The 21,881-nt window shown below is 40.3% G+C and carries 14 protein-coding genes, 13 tRNA genes and 3 rRNA genes; 26 read left to right on the plus strand and 4 right to left on the minus strand.

What is annotated here, in order from left to right:
* The first annotated feature begins 45 nt into the window (after window positions 1-45).
* From istA to ACWPVE_RS13690, 4 genes are all read left to right on the plus strand, one after another.
* Complete coding sequence (gene istA / locus ACWPVE_RS13675) at window positions 46-1,590, plus strand: IS21 family transposase (protein WP_453993281.1); 1,545 nt, start codon at window positions 46-48, stop codon at window positions 1,588-1,590.
* Window positions 1,587-2,360, plus strand: coding sequence for an IS21-like element helper ATPase IstB (istB, locus tag ACWPVE_RS13680; protein WP_453994219.1), 774 nt, complete (start codon window positions 1,587-1,589; stop codon window positions 2,358-2,360). Before istA ends, istB begins: the two co-directional genes overlap by 4 nt.
* Window positions 2,361-2,515: 155 nt before the next feature.
* Window positions 2,516-2,860, plus strand: coding sequence for a hypothetical protein (locus tag ACWPVE_RS13685; RefSeq protein WP_453994221.1), 345 nt, complete (start codon window positions 2,516-2,518; stop codon window positions 2,858-2,860).
* 198 nt (window positions 2,861-3,058) lie between these two features.
* A complete protein-coding gene (locus tag ACWPVE_RS13690; protein ID WP_453994223.1) occupies window positions 3,059-3,415 on the plus strand; it encodes a DUF2200 domain-containing protein in 357 nt (118 codons plus the stop codon).
* A 58-nt stretch (window positions 3,416-3,473) separates the two neighbouring features.
* Here ACWPVE_RS13690 and ACWPVE_RS13695 read toward each other — a convergent pair whose 3' ends face one another.
* Window positions 3,474-4,190 carry a glucosaminidase domain-containing protein gene (locus tag ACWPVE_RS13695; protein WP_453994225.1) on the minus strand — a complete coding sequence of 239 codons (717 nt, stop codon included), beginning with the start codon at window positions 4,188-4,190 and terminating at the stop codon, window positions 3,474-3,476.
* Window positions 4,191-4,516: 326 nt separating this feature from the next.
* Here ACWPVE_RS13695 and ACWPVE_RS13700 point away from each other — a divergent pair, with 326 nt between their 5' ends.
* Together ACWPVE_RS13700 and ACWPVE_RS13705 are read left to right on the plus strand one after the other, a co-directional pair.
* A complete protein-coding gene (locus tag ACWPVE_RS13700) occupies window positions 4,517-5,038 on the plus strand; it encodes a hypothetical protein (RefSeq protein ID WP_453994227.1) in 522 nt (173 codons plus the stop codon).
* A 343-nt stretch (window positions 5,039-5,381) separates the two neighbouring features.
* A complete protein-coding gene (locus ACWPVE_RS13705) occupies window positions 5,382-5,996 on the plus strand; it encodes a YitT family protein (protein WP_453994229.1) in 615 nt (204 codons plus the stop codon).
* Window positions 5,997-6,070: 74 nt separating this feature from the next.
* Here ACWPVE_RS13705 and ACWPVE_RS13710 read toward each other — a convergent pair whose 3' ends face one another.
* Entirely contained in the window at window positions 6,071-7,555 is a 1,485-nt protein-coding gene (locus ACWPVE_RS13710) for an aldehyde dehydrogenase family protein (RefSeq protein ID WP_453994231.1), read from the minus strand.
* Window positions 7,556-7,805: 250 nt separating this feature from the next.
* On the opposite strand from ACWPVE_RS13710, the gene ACWPVE_RS13715 reads away from it, so the two are divergent.
* Window positions 7,806-8,522, plus strand: coding sequence for a DUF421 domain-containing protein (locus tag ACWPVE_RS13715; RefSeq protein WP_453994233.1), 717 nt, complete (start codon window positions 7,806-7,808; stop codon window positions 8,520-8,522).
* Between the two features lie 115 nt (window positions 8,523-8,637).
* On the opposite strand, the gene ACWPVE_RS13720 is transcribed toward ACWPVE_RS13715, so the two are convergent.
* Window positions 8,638-8,709: transfer RNA gene (locus ACWPVE_RS13720), tRNA-Ala, on the minus strand.
* 176 nt (window positions 8,710-8,885) lie between these two features.
* Between ACWPVE_RS13720 and ACWPVE_RS13725 the strand changes: the two genes are divergently transcribed.
* From ACWPVE_RS13725 to ACWPVE_RS13740, 4 genes are all read left to right on the plus strand, one after another.
* Entirely contained in the window at window positions 8,886-10,028 is a 1,143-nt protein-coding gene (locus ACWPVE_RS13725) for an acyl-CoA dehydrogenase family protein (RefSeq protein ID WP_453994235.1), read from the plus strand.
* A 371-nt stretch (window positions 10,029-10,399) separates the two neighbouring features.
* Window positions 10,400-10,969 carry a glycerol-3-phosphate 1-O-acyltransferase PlsY gene (gene plsY / locus ACWPVE_RS13730; protein ID WP_453994237.1) on the plus strand — a complete coding sequence of 190 codons (570 nt, stop codon included), beginning with the start codon at window positions 10,400-10,402 and terminating at the stop codon, window positions 10,967-10,969.
* A gap of 16 nt (window positions 10,970-10,985) precedes the next feature.
* Complete coding sequence (locus ACWPVE_RS13735) at window positions 10,986-12,584, plus strand: aminotransferase class V-fold PLP-dependent enzyme (protein ID WP_453994239.1); 1,599 nt, start codon at window positions 10,986-10,988, stop codon at window positions 12,582-12,584.
* A gap of 241 nt (window positions 12,585-12,825) precedes the next feature.
* Window positions 12,826-13,737: a DMT family transporter gene (locus tag ACWPVE_RS13740; protein WP_453994241.1), complete on the plus strand. Its 912-nt coding sequence runs from the start codon at window positions 12,826-12,828 to the stop codon at window positions 13,735-13,737.
* 41 nt (window positions 13,738-13,778) lie between these two features.
* Here ACWPVE_RS13740 and ACWPVE_RS13745 read toward each other — a convergent pair whose 3' ends face one another.
* Window positions 13,779-14,735 carry a processed acidic surface protein gene (locus ACWPVE_RS13745; RefSeq protein ID WP_453994243.1) on the minus strand — a complete coding sequence of 319 codons (957 nt, stop codon included), beginning with the start codon at window positions 14,733-14,735 and terminating at the stop codon, window positions 13,779-13,781.
* An 801-nt stretch (window positions 14,736-15,536) separates the two neighbouring features.
* On the opposite strand from ACWPVE_RS13745, the gene ACWPVE_RS13750 reads away from it, so the two are divergent.
* From ACWPVE_RS13750 to ACWPVE_RS13820, 15 genes are all read left to right on the plus strand, one after another.
* Window positions 15,537-17,086: ribosomal RNA gene (locus ACWPVE_RS13750) — 16S ribosomal RNA — on the plus strand.
* A gap of 327 nt (window positions 17,087-17,413) precedes the next feature.
* Window positions 17,414-20,345, plus strand: a 23S ribosomal RNA gene (locus ACWPVE_RS13755).
* Between the two features lie 141 nt (window positions 20,346-20,486).
* Window positions 20,487-20,602 (plus strand): 5S ribosomal RNA (gene rrf / locus ACWPVE_RS13760).
* The 16S, 23S and 5S rRNA genes sit together here with 12 tRNA genes alongside, the layout of an rRNA operon.
* Window positions 20,603-20,611: 9 nt before the next feature.
* Window positions 20,612-20,687: transfer RNA gene (locus ACWPVE_RS13765), tRNA-Val, on the plus strand.
* Window positions 20,688-20,701: 14 nt separating this feature from the next.
* Window positions 20,702-20,777, plus strand: a tRNA-Thr gene (locus tag ACWPVE_RS13770).
* A 4-nt stretch (window positions 20,778-20,781) separates the two neighbouring features.
* A tRNA-Lys gene (locus ACWPVE_RS13775) sits at window positions 20,782-20,857 on the plus strand.
* Between the two features lie 14 nt (window positions 20,858-20,871).
* Window positions 20,872-20,952, plus strand: a tRNA-Leu gene (locus ACWPVE_RS13780).
* Between the two features lie 4 nt (window positions 20,953-20,956).
* Window positions 20,957-21,031: transfer RNA gene (locus ACWPVE_RS13785), tRNA-Gly, on the plus strand.
* 18 nt (window positions 21,032-21,049) lie between these two features.
* Window positions 21,050-21,138: transfer RNA gene (locus ACWPVE_RS13790), tRNA-Leu, on the plus strand.
* Between the two features lie 14 nt (window positions 21,139-21,152).
* A tRNA-Arg gene (locus tag ACWPVE_RS13795) sits at window positions 21,153-21,229 on the plus strand.
* Window positions 21,230-21,232: 3 nt separating this feature from the next.
* A tRNA-Pro gene (locus ACWPVE_RS13800) sits at window positions 21,233-21,309 on the plus strand.
* Between the two features lie 16 nt (window positions 21,310-21,325).
* A tRNA-Ala gene (locus tag ACWPVE_RS13805) sits at window positions 21,326-21,401 on the plus strand.
* Window positions 21,402-21,429: 28 nt separating this feature from the next.
* Window positions 21,430-21,506, plus strand: a tRNA-Met gene (locus tag ACWPVE_RS13810).
* A gap of 17 nt (window positions 21,507-21,523) precedes the next feature.
* Window positions 21,524-21,600 (plus strand) — tRNA-Ile (locus ACWPVE_RS13815).
* 19 nt (window positions 21,601-21,619) lie between these two features.
* Window positions 21,620-21,712: transfer RNA gene (locus ACWPVE_RS13820), tRNA-Ser, on the plus strand.
* Window positions 21,713-21,881 lie beyond the last annotated feature (169 nt).

Consider the following 21,881-nt stretch of genomic DNA (forward strand, 5'->3'; position numbering starts at 1 on the left):
TTTCTATATACTTGAAGTAGTCTATGGAAAGTGAGGAACAAGGAAGTGGAAAAGTTGACAATATACAACGAAATTCATAGGCTTCGCAGCGAAGGGTTTTCTAACAGTGCGATAGCCAGAAAATTAAAGATTTCTAGAAATAGGGTGATTGATTACGTAAAAATGACACCAGACGAATTTTTCTTATTCGCAATATCTTTACAAAGTAGAAGTAAAAAGTTGGATCCCTTTCGGGAGAAGATTCTGGGATGGCTCAAGGAACATCCAGACCTTTCAGGAGCTCAGGTATTAGACTGGCTGGAGGAAAAACTAGATGTCAATTCAGTCACCGAGGGAACGGTAAGGAATTATGTGAATGAGTTACGAGAAACCTACCATATACCTAAAGTGCTTTCTGAACGTGATTATAGTACAGTTCCAGAACTACCTATGGGGCTGCAAATTCAAGTTGATTTTGGTCAAAAAAGGTTACCTACAACGGATGGGAAATATAAGCGGCTTTATTTTATAGGATTCGTACTAGCGCACTCAAGATACAAATATGTGGAGTGGCTGGATCGACCGTTTCGGACTTCTGACCTTATCCGAATGCACGAGAATGCTTTCCGTTTTTATGGTGGAATGTCCGAAGAAATAGTCTACGACCAAGATCGTTTACTGACGGTTAGCGAGAATGCAGGAGATCTTATCATGACAGAGGAGTTTACTAAGTATCAGCAGACTAGGAAGTTCAAAGTCTATCTATGTAGAAAATCTGACCCTGAGTCTAAAGGGAAAATTGAACAGGTCGTAAAATATGTAAAAAATAATTTTGCGAAAAATCGTACATTTGATAATTTAGTAGATTGGCAGAATTCTAGTATGAAATGGCTGAAGCGTACTGGAAACTATAAGGTTCATCATAATACAAAAAAGAGACCAGTTGAAGTGTACGCCCTGGAAAAGCAACACTTACAAAAAGTCTCAGGTACTTATATTTTTGAAGATATCTTCGATTCTAGTATAACAAGAACTATTAACAAAGACAATGTCATTCGGTTCGATGGTAATCGATACAGTGTACCTCGCGGTACATTTCGAAAAGGTGCCACCAATATCGCTTATGTCGAAAGTAATGAGAATCATTTATATATCCGCCTGCAGAAAAATGGACAAGTTTTGGCCAAGCATAAAATTGCAGAAGGAAGTGGAGAGGTTATCTCGGATCCTTCCCATAGGAAGCGTAGTCAGACTAAACGAGATCTTTTAATACAGCAAATTGAAAATATGTTAGATGATAAAGAATCTGTGAAATGGCTAGTTGAACTGCTAACCGAAAATTACCCTCGTCATTTAGTAGATCAATTAAAAGTGGTGCAATCTGTTATCTTGAAATACCCTGCTTTCATTGAAGATGCAATTCTTGAAATGAGGCGTCTAAGATTGATAAGTGCAAATGATTTAAGGGATATCGCCCACTCCCTAGAAATTCAAGGCCGTAAGAAAAGAAAGGACAATATATCTTTGAATGATAAATATAAGGATCTAGTCGCTCCTGAACGAAAAGAGGATATCTATTTCAGTGTTCTTCAAGGAGATGGGAACAAATGAGCCAACCATACGAAATACTTCAGGACAAGTGTCGTTCCTTACGCTTAGCAGAGACAGCAAAAGAGTTACCAAAATTTCTTAGAGAAGCAGAAGCTAAAGGATGGACATATCATGAATTCATCCATGAGATTCTGAGTCATGAATTAAGCTGTAGGGAGAGAAAGAATAGCGAAAAACTAATGAAGTGGGCAGAGTTCCCCGAAGTTCTGACATTTGAGAACTTCCGCTTAGAAGAACAGAGTGCGGTTGGTGAGAAACAACTAAATATATTAAAGCAGCTAACATGGGTTGATGAGTGTTTCACCCTGATAATGATGGGGCCAACGGGTGTTGGCAAAACTTTTCTTTCAACAGCTCTAGGTGTACACGCTATCGAGAGTGGATACCAAGTTTCTTTCATATCAATGGATCGCTTAATCTATATATTAAAATCAAGAGAGTACATCAGTAAGTCTAAACCAAGATACAAGCGCATCATCGAATCCGACCTAATCATCATTGATGATGTCATGTATATGGCATATGAACCCCAGGACGCTCATCTATTCTTTCAGTTCATTTATGAAATGTATGACAAGGCAGCGTTCATCCTTACATCCAATAAAGGACCTGGTGAATGGGGGAAATTCCTTGGCGATACAACGCTTACGACTGCGATCTTGGACCGTCTTCTCCATCGAAGTGAAATATTAACTTTTAGTGATGAGCAGGACAGTATTAGGATGAAGTACAGGAAAACACTATTCTCGGATCAAAGTATTGAATCTTAGAAAAAGGAGATGCCATGTCCCTACCTAGTTTGAAGACTAGGTAGGGGATATCAAAGTGTTGAATCTTAATTGATGAAACCTGTTTAGACTTATTTATTAAAAACTGTTAAATACTACTTGACGGTTACAGTTGGTAGAAACAAGGAGAGTGGCTTATGTATTTCTTACATATGTTCATTACCATTATCATTTTGAATATCGGTATATATTACCTTAATAAAAAGGGAATTGCGGTAGGAATTTATAGAAAGAATATACCCCTAAGATTTTTCGTAGCGATGGTGTTGTTGGGAATTTTCATGCGTCTGACCTTTTGGATCGAATTTGAATACCTTTTAAAAGACATCGTTGAACCTATATTATGTATTTTAATTATTTATATAATAATGTCTTTATTAAATAGATATGATTTTGTTGATAAATTAAAGATTCATGATTTCGTAGGAGCACTTCTGATTGTTGGTGGTATCGGAATTTACATCATCATTCTTTGTTTATAAGTTAAACTCTACCTAAAAGTAACGGAAATGTTTTATACTTTTAGGTAGAGTAAAATACTCTTCAGCAAGTGAGCGCCAAAGAAACAAGTTTATTATCACGTTCGAAAGGTTGAAAATTCTCAACTAATGTAGATTTACTTATATAAGTAACTATTTTTTGAACTATAAGAAAGAATACTGTAATAGGAAGGATGTATGATGACTAAACATCGGATATATAAAATGAGTTTTGCAAGCGTCTATCCCCATTATATTACGAAGGCAGAGAAAAAAGGCCGCACGAAAGAAGAGGTTGATGAAATCGTTCGGTGGCTAACAGGGTATAGCCAAGATGAGTTACAATTCCAAATCGAAAAGAAAACAGATTTTGAAACATTCTTTGCAGAAGCTCCCAAACTGAATCCTTCACGTGATTTGATCAAAGGCGTAATTTGTGGTGTTCGTATAGAAGAAATTGAAGATCCACTAATGAAGGAGATCCGATATATGGACAAGTTAATCGACGAATTAGCGAAAGGTAAAGCGATGGAGAAGATCTTGAGAGAACCCAAATAAGAATAAAAGGACCACACTTATATGACGAGTCTAAATAAGTGTGGTCAGTCTAGGTTAATTATAAAACTTGTTCATCCTTCACTTTGTTCATGATGGATACAATATTGTTTACCCAGTGATGATTTAAACCAGTTGCATCATTGGCTGCTTCACTTGGTGCATATACTGTTTGGATTTCACCGATTGTTTCTTTTCCGTTTTCAACATAATATTTCTTCAAATAAATAGCCTTAAAGTGAATACTGTCTTCAATTGAAAGGAACTTTTGCCAATTGGTTCCACCCTCAACCAACTCCTGACATCCAGGATTAGGATACTCATCACCAAAAATATCCGCATAAATTTCTGGCATACAAGTAATGCCACCAATATTATTCCAAGGAGAAGTTGAAATTTCGGAATTTCCCCAACCTGTTTCTTGAGCAGCTAATGCTGCTAAAAAGATTGGGTCAATATCATGTTCATCGCCTGACTTTACAAAATTAGGTCCTAAGCCTTTTAAGTTCCCCTTTAAATGCTTGTCTAGTTCAGGACCTGTAATGGTATTTTCTTGTTCGACATTATAACTTTCTGAAGCCATTTGAACGGGCTGACTTTGTGGTTCTTGATCATTTATATTTTCTTTCTTTATTTCCTGTACGTGTTCGTTCTTTTTATTTAACGTTTCAGCATTTGAGTGATGAATTGTAGCAAAGATGCTGATTCCCATAATAGATAGAACAGTAACAAAATAAATAAGGATTGATTTTTTCCTTTTAAGAGTTGAGATTTTCAATGTATCCTACCTCCTTCGCAAGACTATTGTCCTACTCTAGAAGTTATCCTAACATAATAAAATGACAAACATATTACATAAATGTTATAAGGCGATGATAAGATTATGACAAAGGAATACTGAGTTTGCAAAAAAACTATAAGTCTTGTATAATCGGAAACTGTATGTTTACTGTTAGAAAAGTAAACAATTCCTACTTTTAACATATATCTGGAAATTAAAGTAAAGCAAAGGTTTTACGTCTTAATAAGCCATATCCATTGGCAATATTTTGTTACCCACTTCATGTGGGCCAATATTATTATATTCAATGAAAGGTGTTTGAAATGTATTTTCAAAGTTTGCTAATGAAAGAGGATCTGAATAAGAGCCCGTCAGAGGTCAAACAAGAGTTAGAAGATTTACAATTCCAACTTTATCGCATGCAAGACAACATTAAGGAGATATCAAAAAAACATCAAGTGATCGGGATTGATCAATCAAAGGATGAAAAATGGGTCATTGTTTCGGCCTATGATGACGGTAATCAATGTCAAATCATGGTGAACGAGTGTGAATCTGCCTACAAAGGGAAATGGGATTTTACCCTACATGCACAGTACAAAGACGAGGATAATGCTATCCACATTGGGGATATTAAAGGACCTGCTAATCAAGGTTATGGGTCCATTTGTATGAGTCATTTAAAAGAAATTGCTCGTGAGCAAAACATTCCTGTCATAACTGGTGATATCGCTGAAAGAGATTGGGATCATGTGGATCGTCTTGTCTATTTTTATGAAAAACACGATTTCGAAGTTGAAATCGATCCTACAACAAAATCAGGTGAAATTATTTGGAAAGACTAATCAAAAAGAAAAAGGGCCTGCTTACCAACTAACAAAAGGTAAAGCAGGCTTTTTACTTGCTGTCATTTTACAACCAGTCTAAACAAATTTTAGTGAAATGCTTGTTAAATGAAGAAAGACGTATCGTGGATATCCTGAAAGATACGTAAGTGCAAACATTTATTAATTAAATGAACACATCATTCCCATTTAAAATAAAAATGATATGATACTGGTTTGACAAATATCAAACTAAATCGTGTGATAAGCTTGTCAGGTTTGATGGGAATAAATGATTGTTTGCACTTCCTAGTGGTGCTATCATTAAAATAATAATTTAGGATTCGCCCTAGGAGTTGTTATCATGAGATTGATTTACAAAGCTTTAATGCTTGGAATTGCTGCAATTATACAAGGGTTCGCAATGGCTACTTTTCTACTACCTCATTTTATTCCCACTGGGGGTGCGGCAAGCGTTGCAGTGCTTTTTAACTATGTAGTAGGAATACCTTTTGATATTACGTTATGGGTATTAAATGCTGGCCTATTATTTGCAGCTATAAAGTGGCTTGGGAAAGGTCCTGCCATTTGGACGTTGTATTGTGTCACAGTAACAGCACTTACTATTCGGATTATCACACCAATTTTAACAAGTTCCATTTCATATGTAATCGTTGATTTACTTATTGGTTCGGTCATTTTTGGAGTAGGGATTGGGATATTATTTCGAATGGGTGCCTCATCAGGTGGAATGGATATATTAGCATTAATTATTTCTAAACTTAAAGGGTTTTCGCCTGGAAAGACGTTATTTGCGATTAATGGTTCGATCCTGCTTACTACTGGAATTGTAGTAGATTGGAGAATCATCATTTATGCGTTAGTAAGTCAATTTATAAGCTCTAGATTGATAGACTTAATTTATAAGGTGAGACTGCCGAAACAACAGACACCAAAGCAGAATGTAACGACTTATTAATGCAAAAAAGGCGAGAACCTTAAAAGGTTCTCGCCTTAAATGTTTATACATCCTGCACTGTATGCATTACTTAATTAGTTCATTGCAATCCAAACACTCTTAACTTCTGTGTAGTTATCAAGAGCATAGGATCCCATTTCACGTCCGATTCCAGATTGCTTATATCCACCGAATGGTGAAGCTGCATCAAATGCATTATAGCAGTTCACCCATACAGTTCCAGCACGAAGGTTATTCGCGATATAATGAGCTTTTGATACATCTTGCGTCCACACACCTGCAGCAAGACCATAATCAGAATTATTTGCGCGAGCAATTAATTCATCAAGGTCATCATAAGGCATCGCCGAAATAACAGGGCCAAAGATTTCTTCTTTCGCAATTGTCATTTCATCCTTCACATTTGCAAAAATAGTAGGGGAAACGAAGTACCCTTCTTCGTATGGTTTTTGACCACCGACTACTAGTTCTGCTCCCTCATTAATACCTTTTTCGATGTATCCTAACACACGATTTTGTTGTTCAATTGAAACAAGCGGTCCAATTTCTGTATCGGAATGTAATCCTGCCCCTTGTTTAATCTTTTCGGCATGGCTTGCCATATCTGCCACAACATTATCAAATTGTTTCTTTTGAATAAACACACGTGATCCTGCACAACAAACCTGGCCTTGGTTAAACATAACCCCATTTAATGCACCAGGAATAGCTTTTGAAAGATCCGCATCTGGTAAGATAATATTTGGTGATTTTCCACCTAATTCTAGTGTCACACGTTTAAGTGATTTAGAAGCTCTTTCCATGATCATTTTTCCAACTTCAGTTGATCCAGTAAAGGCAATCTTATCAACTAGTGGATGATCAACAAGTGGTTGGCCAGCTGTTTCACCAAACCCAGGAACGATATTGATAACCCCTTTTGGGAATCCTGCTTCTTCCATTAATTCCGCTAAATATAAAGCAGAAAGAGGTGTTTGTTCAGCAGGCTTTAATACGACCGTACATCCTGTTGCTAGAGCAGCACCAAGCTTCCACATTGCCATCAACAGTGGGAAGTTCCATGGAATAATTTGTCCGACAACGCCAACGGCTTCATGGCGAGTATAGTTAAAGAATGGTCCATTTACAGGTATTGTTTGCCCCACAATTTTTGTAGACCATCCTGCATAATAACGCATATGTTCAATTGCTAGAGGAATATCTGCATTTGATGTTTCACGAATCGGCTTACCATTATCAAGTGTTTCCAATTGTGCAAGTTCATCCTTATGTAACTCCATCAAATCTGCCAGTTTATACATAATGCGACTTCTTTCGGCTGCAGTCATTTTTGACCAAGGACCTTCATCAAAGGCTTTTCGAGCAGCTTTTACTGCACGATCAATATCCTCTGCTCCAGCTTCTGAAACGGTGGCTAATACTTCACCAGTGGCAGGGTTGTAGGATTCGAAGGTTTTACCTGAAGCACTCTCAACAAATTCACCGTTGATATAAAGCTTCTTTGTTCCTTTTAGAAATGATTCAACCTTTTCTCGTAACGCAAAAACTAATTGGCTCATTTTCTTCCTCCTTTTAATATGTATCTAGCAACATAGGTTTCTTGAAAACGCCTACAATATTTATATTAAACATTTTAAAACTAGTAATCAACCAATTTATGGATAAAGATTTCGACGATTCCCGACGTTTTTTTTCGACAATAATAAGCATAGTAAAAATACATAAGAAAATATTTTTTGAAGAAAGTAATATTTCAAGGGTCTCAGACATTTTTGGTCCTAGAGAAGTGAACTGTAAAGGGGTAGAGTGATGAATTTTATCAAGGAGATATTATTAGTATATGGAAGAATAATAACGATTCTTCCACTTTTATTAGTTATGACACTTTATATGGGTAAAAGGTCAATAGGTCAATTACCAGTTTTTGATTTATTAATCATTATTACTCTAGGATCTGTAGTGGGTGCAGATATTGCGGATCCACACGTTGAACATATACATACGGCGTTTGCTATTGTTGGTATAGCCATTCTTCAAAGAGTTATTACATATCTTATACTTAGACATAGAAAGATTGGAAGAGCCTTAACGTTTGAGCCTACCATTGTTATTATGAATGGTGTTTTTATAGTAGAAAATATACGTGAAATACGCTACTCCTTAGATAATATTCTACAAATGCTTAGAGAAAAAGAGGTGTTTGATGTTTCAACTGTCGAGGTAGGTATCGTAGAAGCGAATGGAATGTTATCAGTGTATAAAAAGGCAAATAAATCTCCCGTGTTACGTGAAGATCTAGGGGTAGAAAATAATCATGAAAAATTGACGTATCCAGTCATTATTGAAGGTAAGGTCGACCATAGCATCTTAACGCAATTTGGCACGAATGAATCATGGTTATTGGAGAAACTTGAAGAGAAAGGGATAAAAAAAATGGAAGACGTCTTTTTTGCGTCAATAAGCTCAGACCTAAATCTTCACCTTTCACCTGTTAATAGTGATAAACCAAATTATATCAGGCATTAAGATTTCTGCAGAATGAGATTGTTAAAACAATGCAGTTACTAAGATCTCGCAAAAAGATATCCTTTAAATGATCATAAAAAAGAAAAAAGCCTTGATTACTCAAGGCTTTACTAAATGGAGTTGATGGGAATCGAACCCACGACCCTTTGCCTGCCAGGCAAATGCTCTCCCCCTGAGCTACAACCCCGTTTTTAGAATAATATAACAAAATTATACCATGCATTTTATAAATAGACAATCGGTCATTTATAAGTTAATGCATTGGAACATATGAATATTAGCATGTATAATGAAAAGTATAAATGAAAACCGATACGATTAGTGAGAAATAAAGATAACTTAGTCAAAGGTGCTGAATGCGTAATGAAATTTCAAGATGTTAAGAGTTTGGAAGAACGTCTCCAACTAATGGAAGGGTTTGCTCAGCGTTTTTTATCAAGAGCTGAAAAAATAGATGAAGAAGGTAGTTTTCCTTTTGAAAATTTGGCAGAGCTAAAAACTTCAGGTTATACGTCATTAACGGTTCCAAAAGAATATGGTGGAGAAGGAATTTCCCTTTACGAATTTGTTCGTTTACAAGAGTATATTGCTAGAGGGGATGGATCAACTGCATTATCAATAGGTTGGCATATGGGGATTGTGAAAGATCTCGGTGAAAAAAAGCCTTGGCATGAATCGATGTTAGATATGCTATTTAAGGATGTAAAAGCAGGAGCACTCATAAATAATTGTGCATCTGAGCGACAAACAGGAAGTCCTACTCGTGGCGGGAAGCCGACAACTACAGCAGTAAAAGTGGGGGATAAATGGATAATTAATGGGAGAAAAACGTTTTCCACAATGTCTCCGATGCTTGATTATTTTAATGTTACGGCCACTATTCAAGAAAGTGGAGAAGTAGGCTATTTCTTAATTCCTAGGGATACGAAAGGGGTTCAAGTAGAAGAAACATGGGATAGTATCGCAATGAGAGGTACTGGCAGTCATGATTTAGTATTAACGAACGTTAAATTGGCTGAAAAATACCTTGTGCAATTAAGTGAACCTGGTAATAAGAGTCCAGCTGGATGGTTACTTCATATTCCTGCTTGCTACCTTGGTATAGCCCAAGCAGCCCAAACATATGCGATTGAATTTGCAAAAGATTATGCACCCAATAGTATTACAGGATCTATAATTGATTTGCCAAATGTCCAACAAAAAATAGGAGAAATGGAATTAGAATTAATGAGAGCAAGGCATTTCCTGCATTCGGTTGCCAAACAATGGGATAATTCAAACGAAGAACAACAAGGAAGGATGGCACCAGAATTAGGGGCAGTTAAATATGCTGTTACAAATGCTTCGATTGCAGTAGTGGATTTAGCAATGAGAATTGTAGGTGCTCGTAGTTTATCTCAAAAAAATCCATTACAGCGTTATTACCGCGATGTCCGGGCGGGTCTCCACAATCCACCAATGGATGACATGACAATTATGTTACTTGGAAGAAATGCGAGCAAATAATAACCATTTATCAACTATCAATCCATAGGGTTGGTAGTTTTTTGTTATATAGGAAATTATAAAAGCCAATCTTTTGGAGTATGACCTAATTAAATCATCTACGCCTATCGCAAACATCCTATCCCCTCCCTTGTCTAGCCAATCCGTCTAAAAGGTTAAGAACACGCCTTTAGCTTATTGTCTTATGCTTATTGGACTTACACAGGTCATGGTGCTTGCTAGAGTATTTTGTTCCTTACTTTTTGCATGAGAATGCCACAATGTTCATATATTTCTACTAATACAGGTATAGGACAAGACCTTATAATTACAATGTTAATAAATAGATATAAATGGTAAAATTTGATTAAAGCCTAAATGGTGGTGAATTCATGGCAATTATATATGTACTAGTTTCATATCTTATTGGAACAATCATGACTGCCTATGTGGTTATGAAAATAATGAAGGGCACGGATATTCGCAAACTAGGTAGTGGAAATGTTGGTGCCAGAAATGCTGGTAGATTGCTCGGGAAGAAGGGCTTTTTGTTAACGGCTTTCGGTGATGTTTTAAAAGGGGTACTCGTTGTTTTTGGTGCCAAATATTTCGGCTTCTCTTTAGATATTCAGGTCTTATCATTAATTGCAGCTGTAGTCGGACATATTTGGCCAGTTACTCTTAAGTTTAAAGGGGGTAAAGGAATTGCGACAGCAGCGGGGGGGTTACTTGTACTAGCCTATCAGCCGTTTATCATATTTGGTGGCATATTTCTATTTCTATTGGCAATTCTGAGAAGTTTCACCTTAGCGGGCATGACTGCATTTGTTACAATTCCTTTCATTTATTGGTTTATGAATTATTCCATACGAGAATGTATTCTTGTTTTTATTGTCATTGCCTTATTACTATTTGCGCACCGAGATAATCTTAAAGAAAAGCTTGAGCAAAAATTAAATTAACTGGAGTGATTCCAAGGTGTCATTTGTCTACAAAATAGCTCGGACAAAACATGAATTTGAACAAATCCATCGGTTGAACTACAAAACATTTGTTGAAGAAATTCCTCAGCACCAGAAAAATGATGAAAAAATATTAATTGATAAATTTCACGATGAAAATACATATTTAATCTGTCTGAAAGATACGCATTTAATAGGAATGATCGCTGTACGAGCCAACCGTCCATTTTCTTTGGACCATAAGCTTTCCAATCTAGACGAGCTATTGCCTGTAAAACCAAAACATCCTTGTGAAATTCGTCTGTTATCTGTAGTGGAAGAGTATCGCAACAATGGACGAGTGTTTTTTGGACTTGCACAACTCATGTCCAATTATTGTTTAAAGAAAGGATATGACGTTGCGTTAATCTCTGGGACAACCCGTCAAGAAAAATTATATCGACAATTGGGCTTCAAGCCATTTGCTGCATTAACGGGGACTTCAGAAGCATCATTCTGGCCTATGTATTTAACCAAACAAACCTTTGATGAGTCTTTGGCAGGAAGAATTCTAAAAGAACCTGTCAGCTTTTTACCTGGACCCATTAAAATTCTTGAAAATGTAAAAGCTGCATTTGGAGAAGAACCTATTTCTCATCGGTCAAATGAATTTTCCTTTCAAATGAAGTCAGTAAGGGAACAACTTTGTAAGATGACGAACTCTAAGTATGTGCAAATATTGATAGGATCTGGAACTTTGGCAAATGATGCGATTGCTGCTCAGTTAACTCTATTACCTGGTAGGGGCTTAATCCTAAGTAATGGTGAATTTGGCTCAAGGCTTATCGACCATGCAAAACGTGCGGGATTGGTTTTTGATAAACTAGAGAAGGACTGGGGTAGTCTTATTACCGAAGATGAAATTAAGAATAAACTTGATACAGGCAAATATTCTTGGCTCTGGGCGGTTCATAGCGAAACTTCAACAGGGATGCTTACAAACCTAGAAACACTTAAGGATATATGTATATCAAATAGAGTGAAACTTTGCTTAGATTGTATCAGCACAATTGGGGCAGTTATATTAGATTTTCAAGATGTCTATTTAGCATCTGGGGTAAGTGGAAAAGCAATTGGTGGCTATACTGGTTTATCTTTTGTGTTTCATCATCACGAAATAACACAAAATTCAACTATTCCAAGATATCTAGATCTAGGGATGTATACAATTAACAACAGTATTCCGTATTCGCAGTCTTCAAACTTGCTTGCTGCATTACAAAAAGCATTGCAAAAATATGATAATGATGATGTGTATACCGAAATAAAAATTAGATATAAGATGATTCGTGAGACAATAGAGGGATTTGGTCTTAAGGTTCTAACTCCGTATGAATATTCATCACCAGCCATTATGACTGTTCTGTTACCAGACCACATTTCTTCGAAGGATTTTGGAGATGATATGGCACTTCAAGGATATTACCTTCATTATGAAAGCAGTTATCTACAAGAGAAGAAATGGATACAAATCTCATGTCTAAGCAACTATGAGGAGAAGAAAATTCGCCAGATGTTAAACGTGTTTGAACGATTATTAACTCAATATACAACAATATGGGAGCCCTTGAAATGAGGGCTTTTTTTCGTCTAGTTCTAAGTATAGTGGGTCGGGATTATAGATAGCTTTGTAGCGGGCGATTTTAACATACCTTATATGTTGCTGCTAAGAGAACGCGTTACGCTTTTCTTTGTAAACACGCACATTATTAAGAAAAAGAAACAAAGGCGGGTTAAGGGTAGAATTTCTTCTACCCTTTTCTCGCGTTTATCCTATATACTAAATTAGAATTATATATAGAAATGAAGTGACAAACATGAATCAACCCAAAATAAATCCATACTTCGTACTTGCAGTTGGGGTTATTGCTGTATCGACCTCGGCTATATTTGTTAAATTAGCTAATGCACCTGCAGCTGTTATTGCGTTCTATCGGTTGTTTTTTACAGTTTTGCTCATGTTTCCTCTTTTCGTGCTAAAACATAGGAAAGAGTTGAAGGGAATTACGAAGAAAGATTGGCTATATTCCGCGATCTCAGGTGTGTTTTTAGCCCTGCATTTTATACTATGGTTTGAATCCCTCAACTATACATCTGTAACAAGCTCAACAGTATTAGTGACCATGCAGCCAGTTTTTGCTTTCATTGGAACCTTTTTCTTGTTTAAAGAAAAAATAGGTTTAGGTGCCATTTTAAGTACTTGTCTTGCTTTAGTCGGAAGTATCATTATTAGTTGGGGGGATTTCCAGGTTAGCGGGACAGCCCTATTCGGAAACTTTTTAGCGATTGTTTCTTGTATGATGATTACCGCATATCTATTATTTGGGCAAACTGTCCTAAAAAGATTATCCCTCATTGCCTATACATTTGTTGTATACAGCTTTAGTACAATTACATTATTTTTATATGTAGTGATCTTAAAACAACCACTTGGGGGATACGCAGGTCAAGATTGGATGTACTTTTTACTACTCGCAATTGTTCCTACATTACTAGGTCATAACCTCTTTAATTGGTCATTGAAATGGGTAAGTACCTCAACTATTTCGGTAAGTATTCTATTCGAACCTGTTGGGGCTGCCATACTTGCATATTTTATATTGTCAGAAAAGATCCTTCATACCCAGGTAATAGGAGGTATTATTATCTTAGTGGGGATTTGGTTATATTCCTTAGGTGAACGAAAGAAAAAACAACAGGTTCAATTATCAGAGCAAAGTGTAGGTTAAATCAACTAAAGCCATGTCTATTTGTAGACATGGCTTTAGTATTAAGCATATTTTCGGTTCATAAAAAGGGCACCAATACCAATAATCATCAGCAGTGCTCCTATTAATAGGAGGTTTAAATAAGGACTTGCTGTAGTAGGGAGTTTATTACCTTGTACTTTTATGCTCATCTCATTAGCAAGTGTTGCAACAGTAAGGAATTTCTCCCCACGCTCAATGATAAAGTCGGAAGCTAGCATTTCCTCGGATACTTTAAGGTCGAGCAAGTACTCGTCATTCCCTCTATAGAGTTCAATAAGAAGGTCCGCTCCATCAAGAGATTTTTTTTTCAGTAGTTCATCATACGTGACCGCTTCTCGAACACCATCCTCTAGTAAGTAATATCGAGGTTGCAACTCGAACATTTCGATCATCTTATCATACATCACGAGAAGCTCTTTTTGCTGTTCGGATGATAAGCCTTCCGAATTATTATAGGAAAAATACTGCTCCAAATTGAAGTTGATAGATTTCATTTTCTGCTCTAGATTCAAATCATTTAGGCTTAAAAAATGGAGCAATAATCCGCTTATTTCTTCTTCGTCTAGTCCTATATCTGAAAGCATTCTCTCTGCATCCACCAAAACCTCTGCGTGATTTAAGTAGAAATCTACCGTTGCTTCAAGATCCCTAATGAATAAATAGTCCTTTACAGACTCTCCAAACCCACTCAGGATATGGTGCAACTCATCCTCATCTATATTATGCTTTGTTAGTAGAGTCTGGATGGTTTCATTATTAACTGGTTCGCCGAGATAAGAAACCAATTCATGAACACTCTCAAAATCCTTTACAGACAAATCATAAACCGCTAAATAATCTTCAAGATCGCTTTCTGTTAATCCAGTCTCGGTTGTGTATTTTTTTAATTCTTCGGGAGTTACTTCAGCAAAAACGTCAACAGATAAAAATGAAAGCTGGAACAAAAAAATAATCCCAACCAGTAAAAGGTTCTTCATTCCTCTTCCTCCAAGCCAATATATTCATCATAGTCGTAGTATTTTCAACTTTTGCCAAAAAATGCATGTGTTTGGAACATAAAAAAACTGACAACCATTGAATTAGATTGTCAGCTAATGTTTTGATTAATGAAATGTATTAGCAAAGAAGCTAAAAATAAAGGCAAAAATGAGAGAAGAAACAAAAGTGATAAAAGTGCTAGTTTCGATTTTTTCCTCGCTATTACATATTCTTAAACCTACTATATATACAAAAGAAAATAAAAATAAACACATACCTAGTGATAAAAACATTCCCATTGCCTGTAAGAATTCAATAAACAAAACCTTTATCCCCCTTCCGAAATCACTATTAATAAAATATATGTGTAAATCTAGCAATTATGATTAAAATAATAGAGGCAAAAAAGGAAAGATATAATATGAAAAAGGTCTTTAACTTTAAGAAAAAAGTATTTTATATAAAAACTTTTTCTTGTATAATAAATTGTATCTTCTCTATCGATTTGATTAATAGAATAGATAGAAGAGAAGCTTTTTTATTTTGTTTAAAACTTTTTTTAAAAAAGACTTGAAAAAGTAAAATAGGGATGATATATTAGTACTTGTCGCTGAAACAAGCGTTCATAAATGAGTGTTAAACAAAAAAACTTTTTGAAAAAAGAAGTTGACACTCGGAAATAAAAATGTTATATTAGAAAAGTCGCTTCTGGGCGACGAGTTAAAAAGGTTCTTTGAAAACTGAACACAATACAAGCGTCAACGTTAATTCAATTTTTAAATTATTGAGCAATCAATACTCTATTGGAGAGTTTGATCCTGGCTCAGGATGAACGCTGGCGGCGTGCCTAATACATGCAAGTCGAGCGAATCTAAGGGAGCTTGCTCCCAAAGATTAGCGGCGGACGGGTGAGTAACACGTGGGCAACCTACCTGTAAGACTGGGATAACTTCGGGAAACCGGAGCTAATACCGGATAACATATGAGACCACATGGTCTTATATTAAAAGATGGCTTCTTGCTATCACTTACGGATGGGCCCGCGGCGCATTAGCTAGTTGGTGAGGTAACGGCTCACCAAGGCAACGATGCGTAGCCGACCTGAGAGGGTGATCGGCCACACTGGGACTGAGACACGGCCCAGACTCCTACGGGAGGCAGCAGTAGGGAATCTTCCGCAATGGACGAAAGTCTGACGGAGCAACGCCGCGTGAGCGAAGAAGGTCTTCGGATCGTAAAGCTCTGTTGTTAGGGAAGAACAAGTATCGTTCGAATAGGGCGGTACCTTGACGGTACCTAACCAGAAAGCCACGGCTAACTACGTGCCAGCAGCCGCGGTAATACGTAGGTGGCAAGCGTTATCCGGAATTATTGGGCGTAAAGCGCGCGCAGGCGGTCCTTTAAGTCTGATGTGAAAGCCCACGGCTCAACCGTGGAGGGTCATTGGAAACTGGGGGACTTGAGTGCAGAAGAGGAGAGCGGAATTCCACGTGTAGCGGTGAAATGCGTAGAGATGTGGAGGAACACCAGTGGCGAAGGCGGCTCTCTGGTCTGTAACTGACGCTGAGGCGCGAAAGCGTGGGGAGCGAACAGGATTAGATACCCTGGTAGTCCACGCCGTAAACGATGAGTGCTAAGTGTTAGAGGGTTTCCGCCCTTTAGTGCTGAAGTCAACGCATTAAGCACTCCGCCTGGGGAGTACGGTCGCAAGACTGAAACTCAAAGGAATTGACGGGGGCCCGCACAAGCGGTGGAGCATGTGGTTTAATTCGAAGCAACGCGAAGAACCTTACCAGGTCTTGACATCCTCTGACACTCCTAGAGATAGGACGTTCCCTTCGGGGACAGAGTGACAGGTGGTGCATGGTTGTCGTCAGCTCGTGTCGTGAGATGTTGGGTTAAGTCCCGCAACGAGCGCAACCCTTGATCTTAGTTGCCAGCATTCAGTTGGGCACTCTAAGGTGACTGCCGGTGACAAACCGGAGGAAGGTGGGGATGACGTCAAATCATCATGCCCCTTATGACCTGGGCTACACACGTGCTACAATGGATGGTACAAAGGGCAGCGAAACCGCGAGGTTAAGCCAATCCCATAAAACCATTCTCAGTTCGGATTGCAGGCTGCAACTCGCCTGCATGAAGCCGGAATCGCTAGTAATCGCGGATCAGCATGCCGCGGTGAATACGTTCCCGGGCCTTGTACACACCGCCCGTCACACCACGAGAGTTTGTAACACCCGAAGTCGGTGGGGTAACCGTAAGGAGCCAGCCGCCTAAGGTGGGACAGATGATTGGGGTGAAGTCGTAACAAGGTAGCCGTATCGGAAGGTGCGGCTGGATCACCTCCTTTCTAAGGGAACTGAAGTTCTACGAACTTCATAAAAAAGACGTTTTGTATTGTGGTCAGTTTTGAGAGTGCTTTTTCTCTCAAAGGTTGATTTTTGCCTTTCTCAAAAATCAATTGCGCTTGCGTCTACAAGATTAGTTAATAATGATTAACTACTCAGCGCAATGCTGCATGAAGACTATTCACTGATGTAAATCACGATGTGATTGAAGTCATTAACTTCGTTCTTTGAAAACTAGATAACGTAACAAAACATTCATTGAAGTAAAGTTCTTTAAACTTATAGGCGCATGAGAAGCGAAGAAATTTGAAGCTTATCGAAGCCAAACAGGTTAAGTTATAAAGGGCGCACGGTGGATGCCTAGGCACTAGGAGCCGATGAAGGACGGTACTAACACCGATATGCTTCGGGGAGCTGTAAGTAAGCATTGATCCGAAGATTTCCGAATGGGGAAACCCACTGCTCGTAATGGGGCAGTATCCTTACCTGAATTCATAGGGTAAGCGAAGGTAGACCTGGGGAACTGAAACATCTAAGTACCCAGAGGAAGAGAAAGCAAACGCGATTTCCTGAGTAGCGGCGAGCGAAACGGAAGATAGCCCAAACCAAGAGGCTTGCCTCTTGGGGTTGTAGGACACTCTATACGGAGTTACAAAAGAGCGAAGTAGACGAAGCGACCTGGAAAGGTCCGTCAGAGAAGGTAACAACCCTGTAGTCGAAACTTCGTTCTCTCTTGAGTGGATCCTGAGTACGGCGGGACACGTGAAATCCCGTCGGAAGCTGGGAGGACCATCTCCCAAGGCTAAATACTCCCTAGTGACCGATAGTGAACCAGTACCGTGAGGGAAAGGTGAAAAGCACCCCGGGAGGGGAGTGAAATAGAACCTGAAACCGTGTGCCTACAAGTAGTCAAAGCACATTAATGTGTGATGGCGTGCCTTTTGTAGAATGAACCGGCGAGTTACGATTACGTGCAAGGTTAAGTCGAAGAGACGGAGCCGCAGCGAAAGCGAGTCTGAATAGGGCGAATGAGTACGTGGTCGTAGACCCGAAACCAGGTGATCTACCCATGTCCAGGGTGAAGTTCAGGTAACACTGAATGGAGGCCCGAACCCACGTACGTTGAAAAGTGCGGGGATGAGGTGTGGGTAGCGGAGAAATTCCAATCGAACTTGGAGATAGCTGGTTCTCTCCGAAATAGCTTTAGGGCTAGCCTCGAGTATAGAGTCTTGGAGGTAGAGCACTGATTGGACTAGGGGCCCTCATCGGGTTACCGAATTCAGTCAAACTCCGAATGCCAAAGACTTGATTCTCGGGAGTCAGACTGCGAGTGATAAGATCCGTAGTCAAGAGGGAAACAGCCCAGACCACCAGCTAAGGTCCCAAAGTATACGTTAAGTGGAAAAGGATGTGGAGTTGCTTAGACAACCAGGATGTTGGCTTAGAAGCAGCCACCATTTAAAGAGTGCGTAATAGCTCACTGGTCGAGTGACTCTGCGCCGAAAATGTACCGGGGCTAAACGTATCACCGAAGCTGTGGATTGTTCTTACGAACAATGGTAGGAGAGCGTTCTAAGTGCAGCGAAGTCAGACCGTGAGGACTGGTGGAGCGCTTAGAAGTGAGAATGCCGGTATGAGTAGCGAAAGAGGGGTGAGAATCCCCTCCACCGAATGCCTAAGGTTTCCTGAGGAAGGCTCGTCCGCTCAGGGTTAGTCGGGACCTAAGCCGAGGCTGAAAAGCGTAGGCGATGGACAACAGGTTGATATTCCTGTACCACCTCTTTACTGTTTGAGCGATGGAGGGACGCAGGAGGATAGGGTAAGCGCACTGTTGGATATGTGCGTCCAAGCAGTTAGACTGGTAAGTAGGCAAATCCGCTTACCGTAAGGTTGAGCTGTGATGGCGAGGGAAATATAGTACCGAAGTTCCTGATTCCACACTGCCAAGAAAAGCTTCTAGCGAGGTAAATGGTGCCCGTACCGCAAACCGACACAGGTAGGCGAGGAGAGAATCCTAAGGTGATCGAGAGAACTCTCGTTAAGGAACTCGGCAAAATGACCCCGTAACTTCGGGAGAAGGGGTGCTTTTTAGGGTGCATAGCTCTGAAAAGCCGCAGTGAATAGGCCCAGGCGACTGTTTAGCAAAAACACAGGTCTCTGCGAAGCCGCAAGGCGAAGTATAGGGGCTGACACCTGCCCGGTGCTGGAAGGTTAAGAGGAGGGGTTAGCGCAAGCGAAGCTCTGAATCGAAGCCCCAGTAAACGGCGGCCGTAACTATAACGGTCCTAAGGTAGCGAAATTCCTTGTCAGGTAAGTTCTGACCCGCACGAAAGGTGTAACGATCTGGGCACTGTCTCAACGAGAGACTCGGTGAAATTATAGTACCTGTGAAGATGCAGGTTACCCGCGACAGGACGGAAAGACCCCGTGGAGCTTTACTGCAACCTGATATTGAATTTTGGTACAGCTTGTACAGGATAGGTAGGAGCCTTGGAAGCCGGAGCGCTAGCTTCGGTGGAGGCGTCGGTGGGATACTACCCTGGCTGTATTGAAATTCTAACCCGAAGGCCTTATCGGCCTTGGAGACAGTGTCAGGTGGGCAGTTTGACTGGGGCGGTCGCCTCCTAAAGAGTAACGGAGGCGCCCAAAGGTTCCCTCAGAATGGTTGGAAATCATTCGTAGAGTGTAAAGGCACAAGGGAGCTTGACTGCGAGACCTACAAGTCGAGCAGGGACGAAAGTCGGGCTTAGTGATCCGGTGGTTCCGCATGGAAGGGCCATCGCTCAACGGATAAAAGCTACCCCGGGGATAACAGGCTTATCTCCCCCAAGAGTCCACATCGACGGGGAGGTTTGGCACCTCGATGTCGGCTCATCGCATCCTGGGGCTGTAGTCGGTCCCAAGGGTTGGGCTGTTCGCCCATTAAAGCGGTACGCGAGCTGGGTTCAGAACGTCGTGAGACAGTTCGGTCCCTATCCGTCGTGGGCGTAGGAAATTTGAGAGGAGCTGTCCTTAGTACGAGAGGACCGGGATGGACACACCGCTGGTGTACCAGTTGTCCTGCCAAGGGCATAGCTGGGTAGCTATGTGTGGAAGGGATAAGTGCTGAAAGCATCTAAGCATGAAGCCCCCCTCAAGATGAGATTTCCCATAGTGTTAAACTAGTAAGATCCCTCGAAGATGACGAGGTTGATAGGTCAGAGGTGGAAGCATGGTGACATGTGCAGCTGACTGATACTAATCGATCGAGGACTTAACCAAATAGAATTGCGAAGGCGACTGTATAGGAGCCGTAGCAAGACAAATGAATGAATGTGCGTACGTTATCTAGTTTTGAAGGAATGAAAATTTCTTCTTGCATTTTTTTGAGAAGATAGTATAATATATCTTGTCTTTATCTTATCTAGTGACGATAGCGAAGAGGTCACACCCGTTCCCATACCGAACACGGAAGTTAAGTTCTTCAGCGCCGATGGTAGTTGGGGCATTGCCCCTGTGAGAGTAGGACGTTGCTAGGTTGAAAAGATGGAGGATTAGCTCAGCTGGGAGAGCACCTGCCTTACAAGCAGGGGGTCGGCGGTTCGATCCCGTCATCCTCCACCATAATTCCTAAATGTGCCGGTTTAGCTCAATTGGTAGAGCAACTGACTTGTAATCAGTAGGTTGGGGGTTCAAGTCCTCTAGCCGGCACCATTTAGAGCCATTAGCTCAGTCGGTAGAGCATCTGACTTTTAATCAGAGGGTCGAAGGTTCGAATCCTTCATGGCTCACCATTTTATTTAAATATGCGGGTGTGGCGGAATTGGCAGACGCGCTAGACTTAGGATCTAGTGTCTTTGACGTGGGGGTTCGAGTCCCTTCACCCGCATTATGCGGAAGTAGTTCAGTGGTAGAACACCACCTTGCCAAGGTGGGGGTCGCGGGTTCGAATCCCGTCTTCCGCTCCAGAAGTTATTTACTAAATTGCCGGGGTGGCGGAACTGGCAGACGCACAGGACTTAAAATCCTGCGGTAGGTGACTACCGTACCGGTTCGATTCCGGTCCTCGGCACCATTTTAATAGTAAATGCGCCCGTAGCTCAATTGGATAGAGCGTCTGACTACGGATCAGAAGGTTATGGGTTCGACTCCTTTCGGGCGCGCCATTACGGGAAGTAGCTCAGCTTGGTAGAGCACTTGGTTTGGGACCAAGGGGTCGCAGGTTCGAATCCTGTCTTCCCGACCATTAATATAATCCATTTGGGGCCTTAGCTCAGCTGGGAGAGCGCCTGCCTTGCACGCAGGAGGTCAGCGGTTCGATCCCGCTAGGCTCCACCAATAGACTCTTAAAAGTATAATTATTTATGGCGGTGTAGCTCAGCTGGCTAGAGCGTACGGTTCATACCCGTGAGGTCGGGGGTTCGATCCCCTCCGCCGCTACCATTAATATTAAATATCTAGGACCTTTAGCTCAGCTGGTTAGAGCAGACGGCTCATAACCGTCCGGTCGTAGGTTCGAGTCCTACAAGGTCCACCAGTTACAACTTTTTATATGTGGAGGAATACCCAAGTCCGGCTGAAGGGATCGGTCTTGAAAACCGACAGGGGTGTTAAAGCCCGCGGGGGTTCGAATCCCTCTTCCTCCGCCATATTTATTTTGAAATAGTTTGTTATTAGCGCGGGGTGGAGCAACGAGCGTTGCATCATCGAAATAACTACGAGTTGTCCCGACGGATATAGCTTCTTGATTAGCTAGTAGAGGAAGGGACAGTAAATAATAAACTAGTCGCATAACAAGGTATTATATAATTTTCTATT

Source organism: Bacillus nitroreducens, assembly GCF_964021195.1.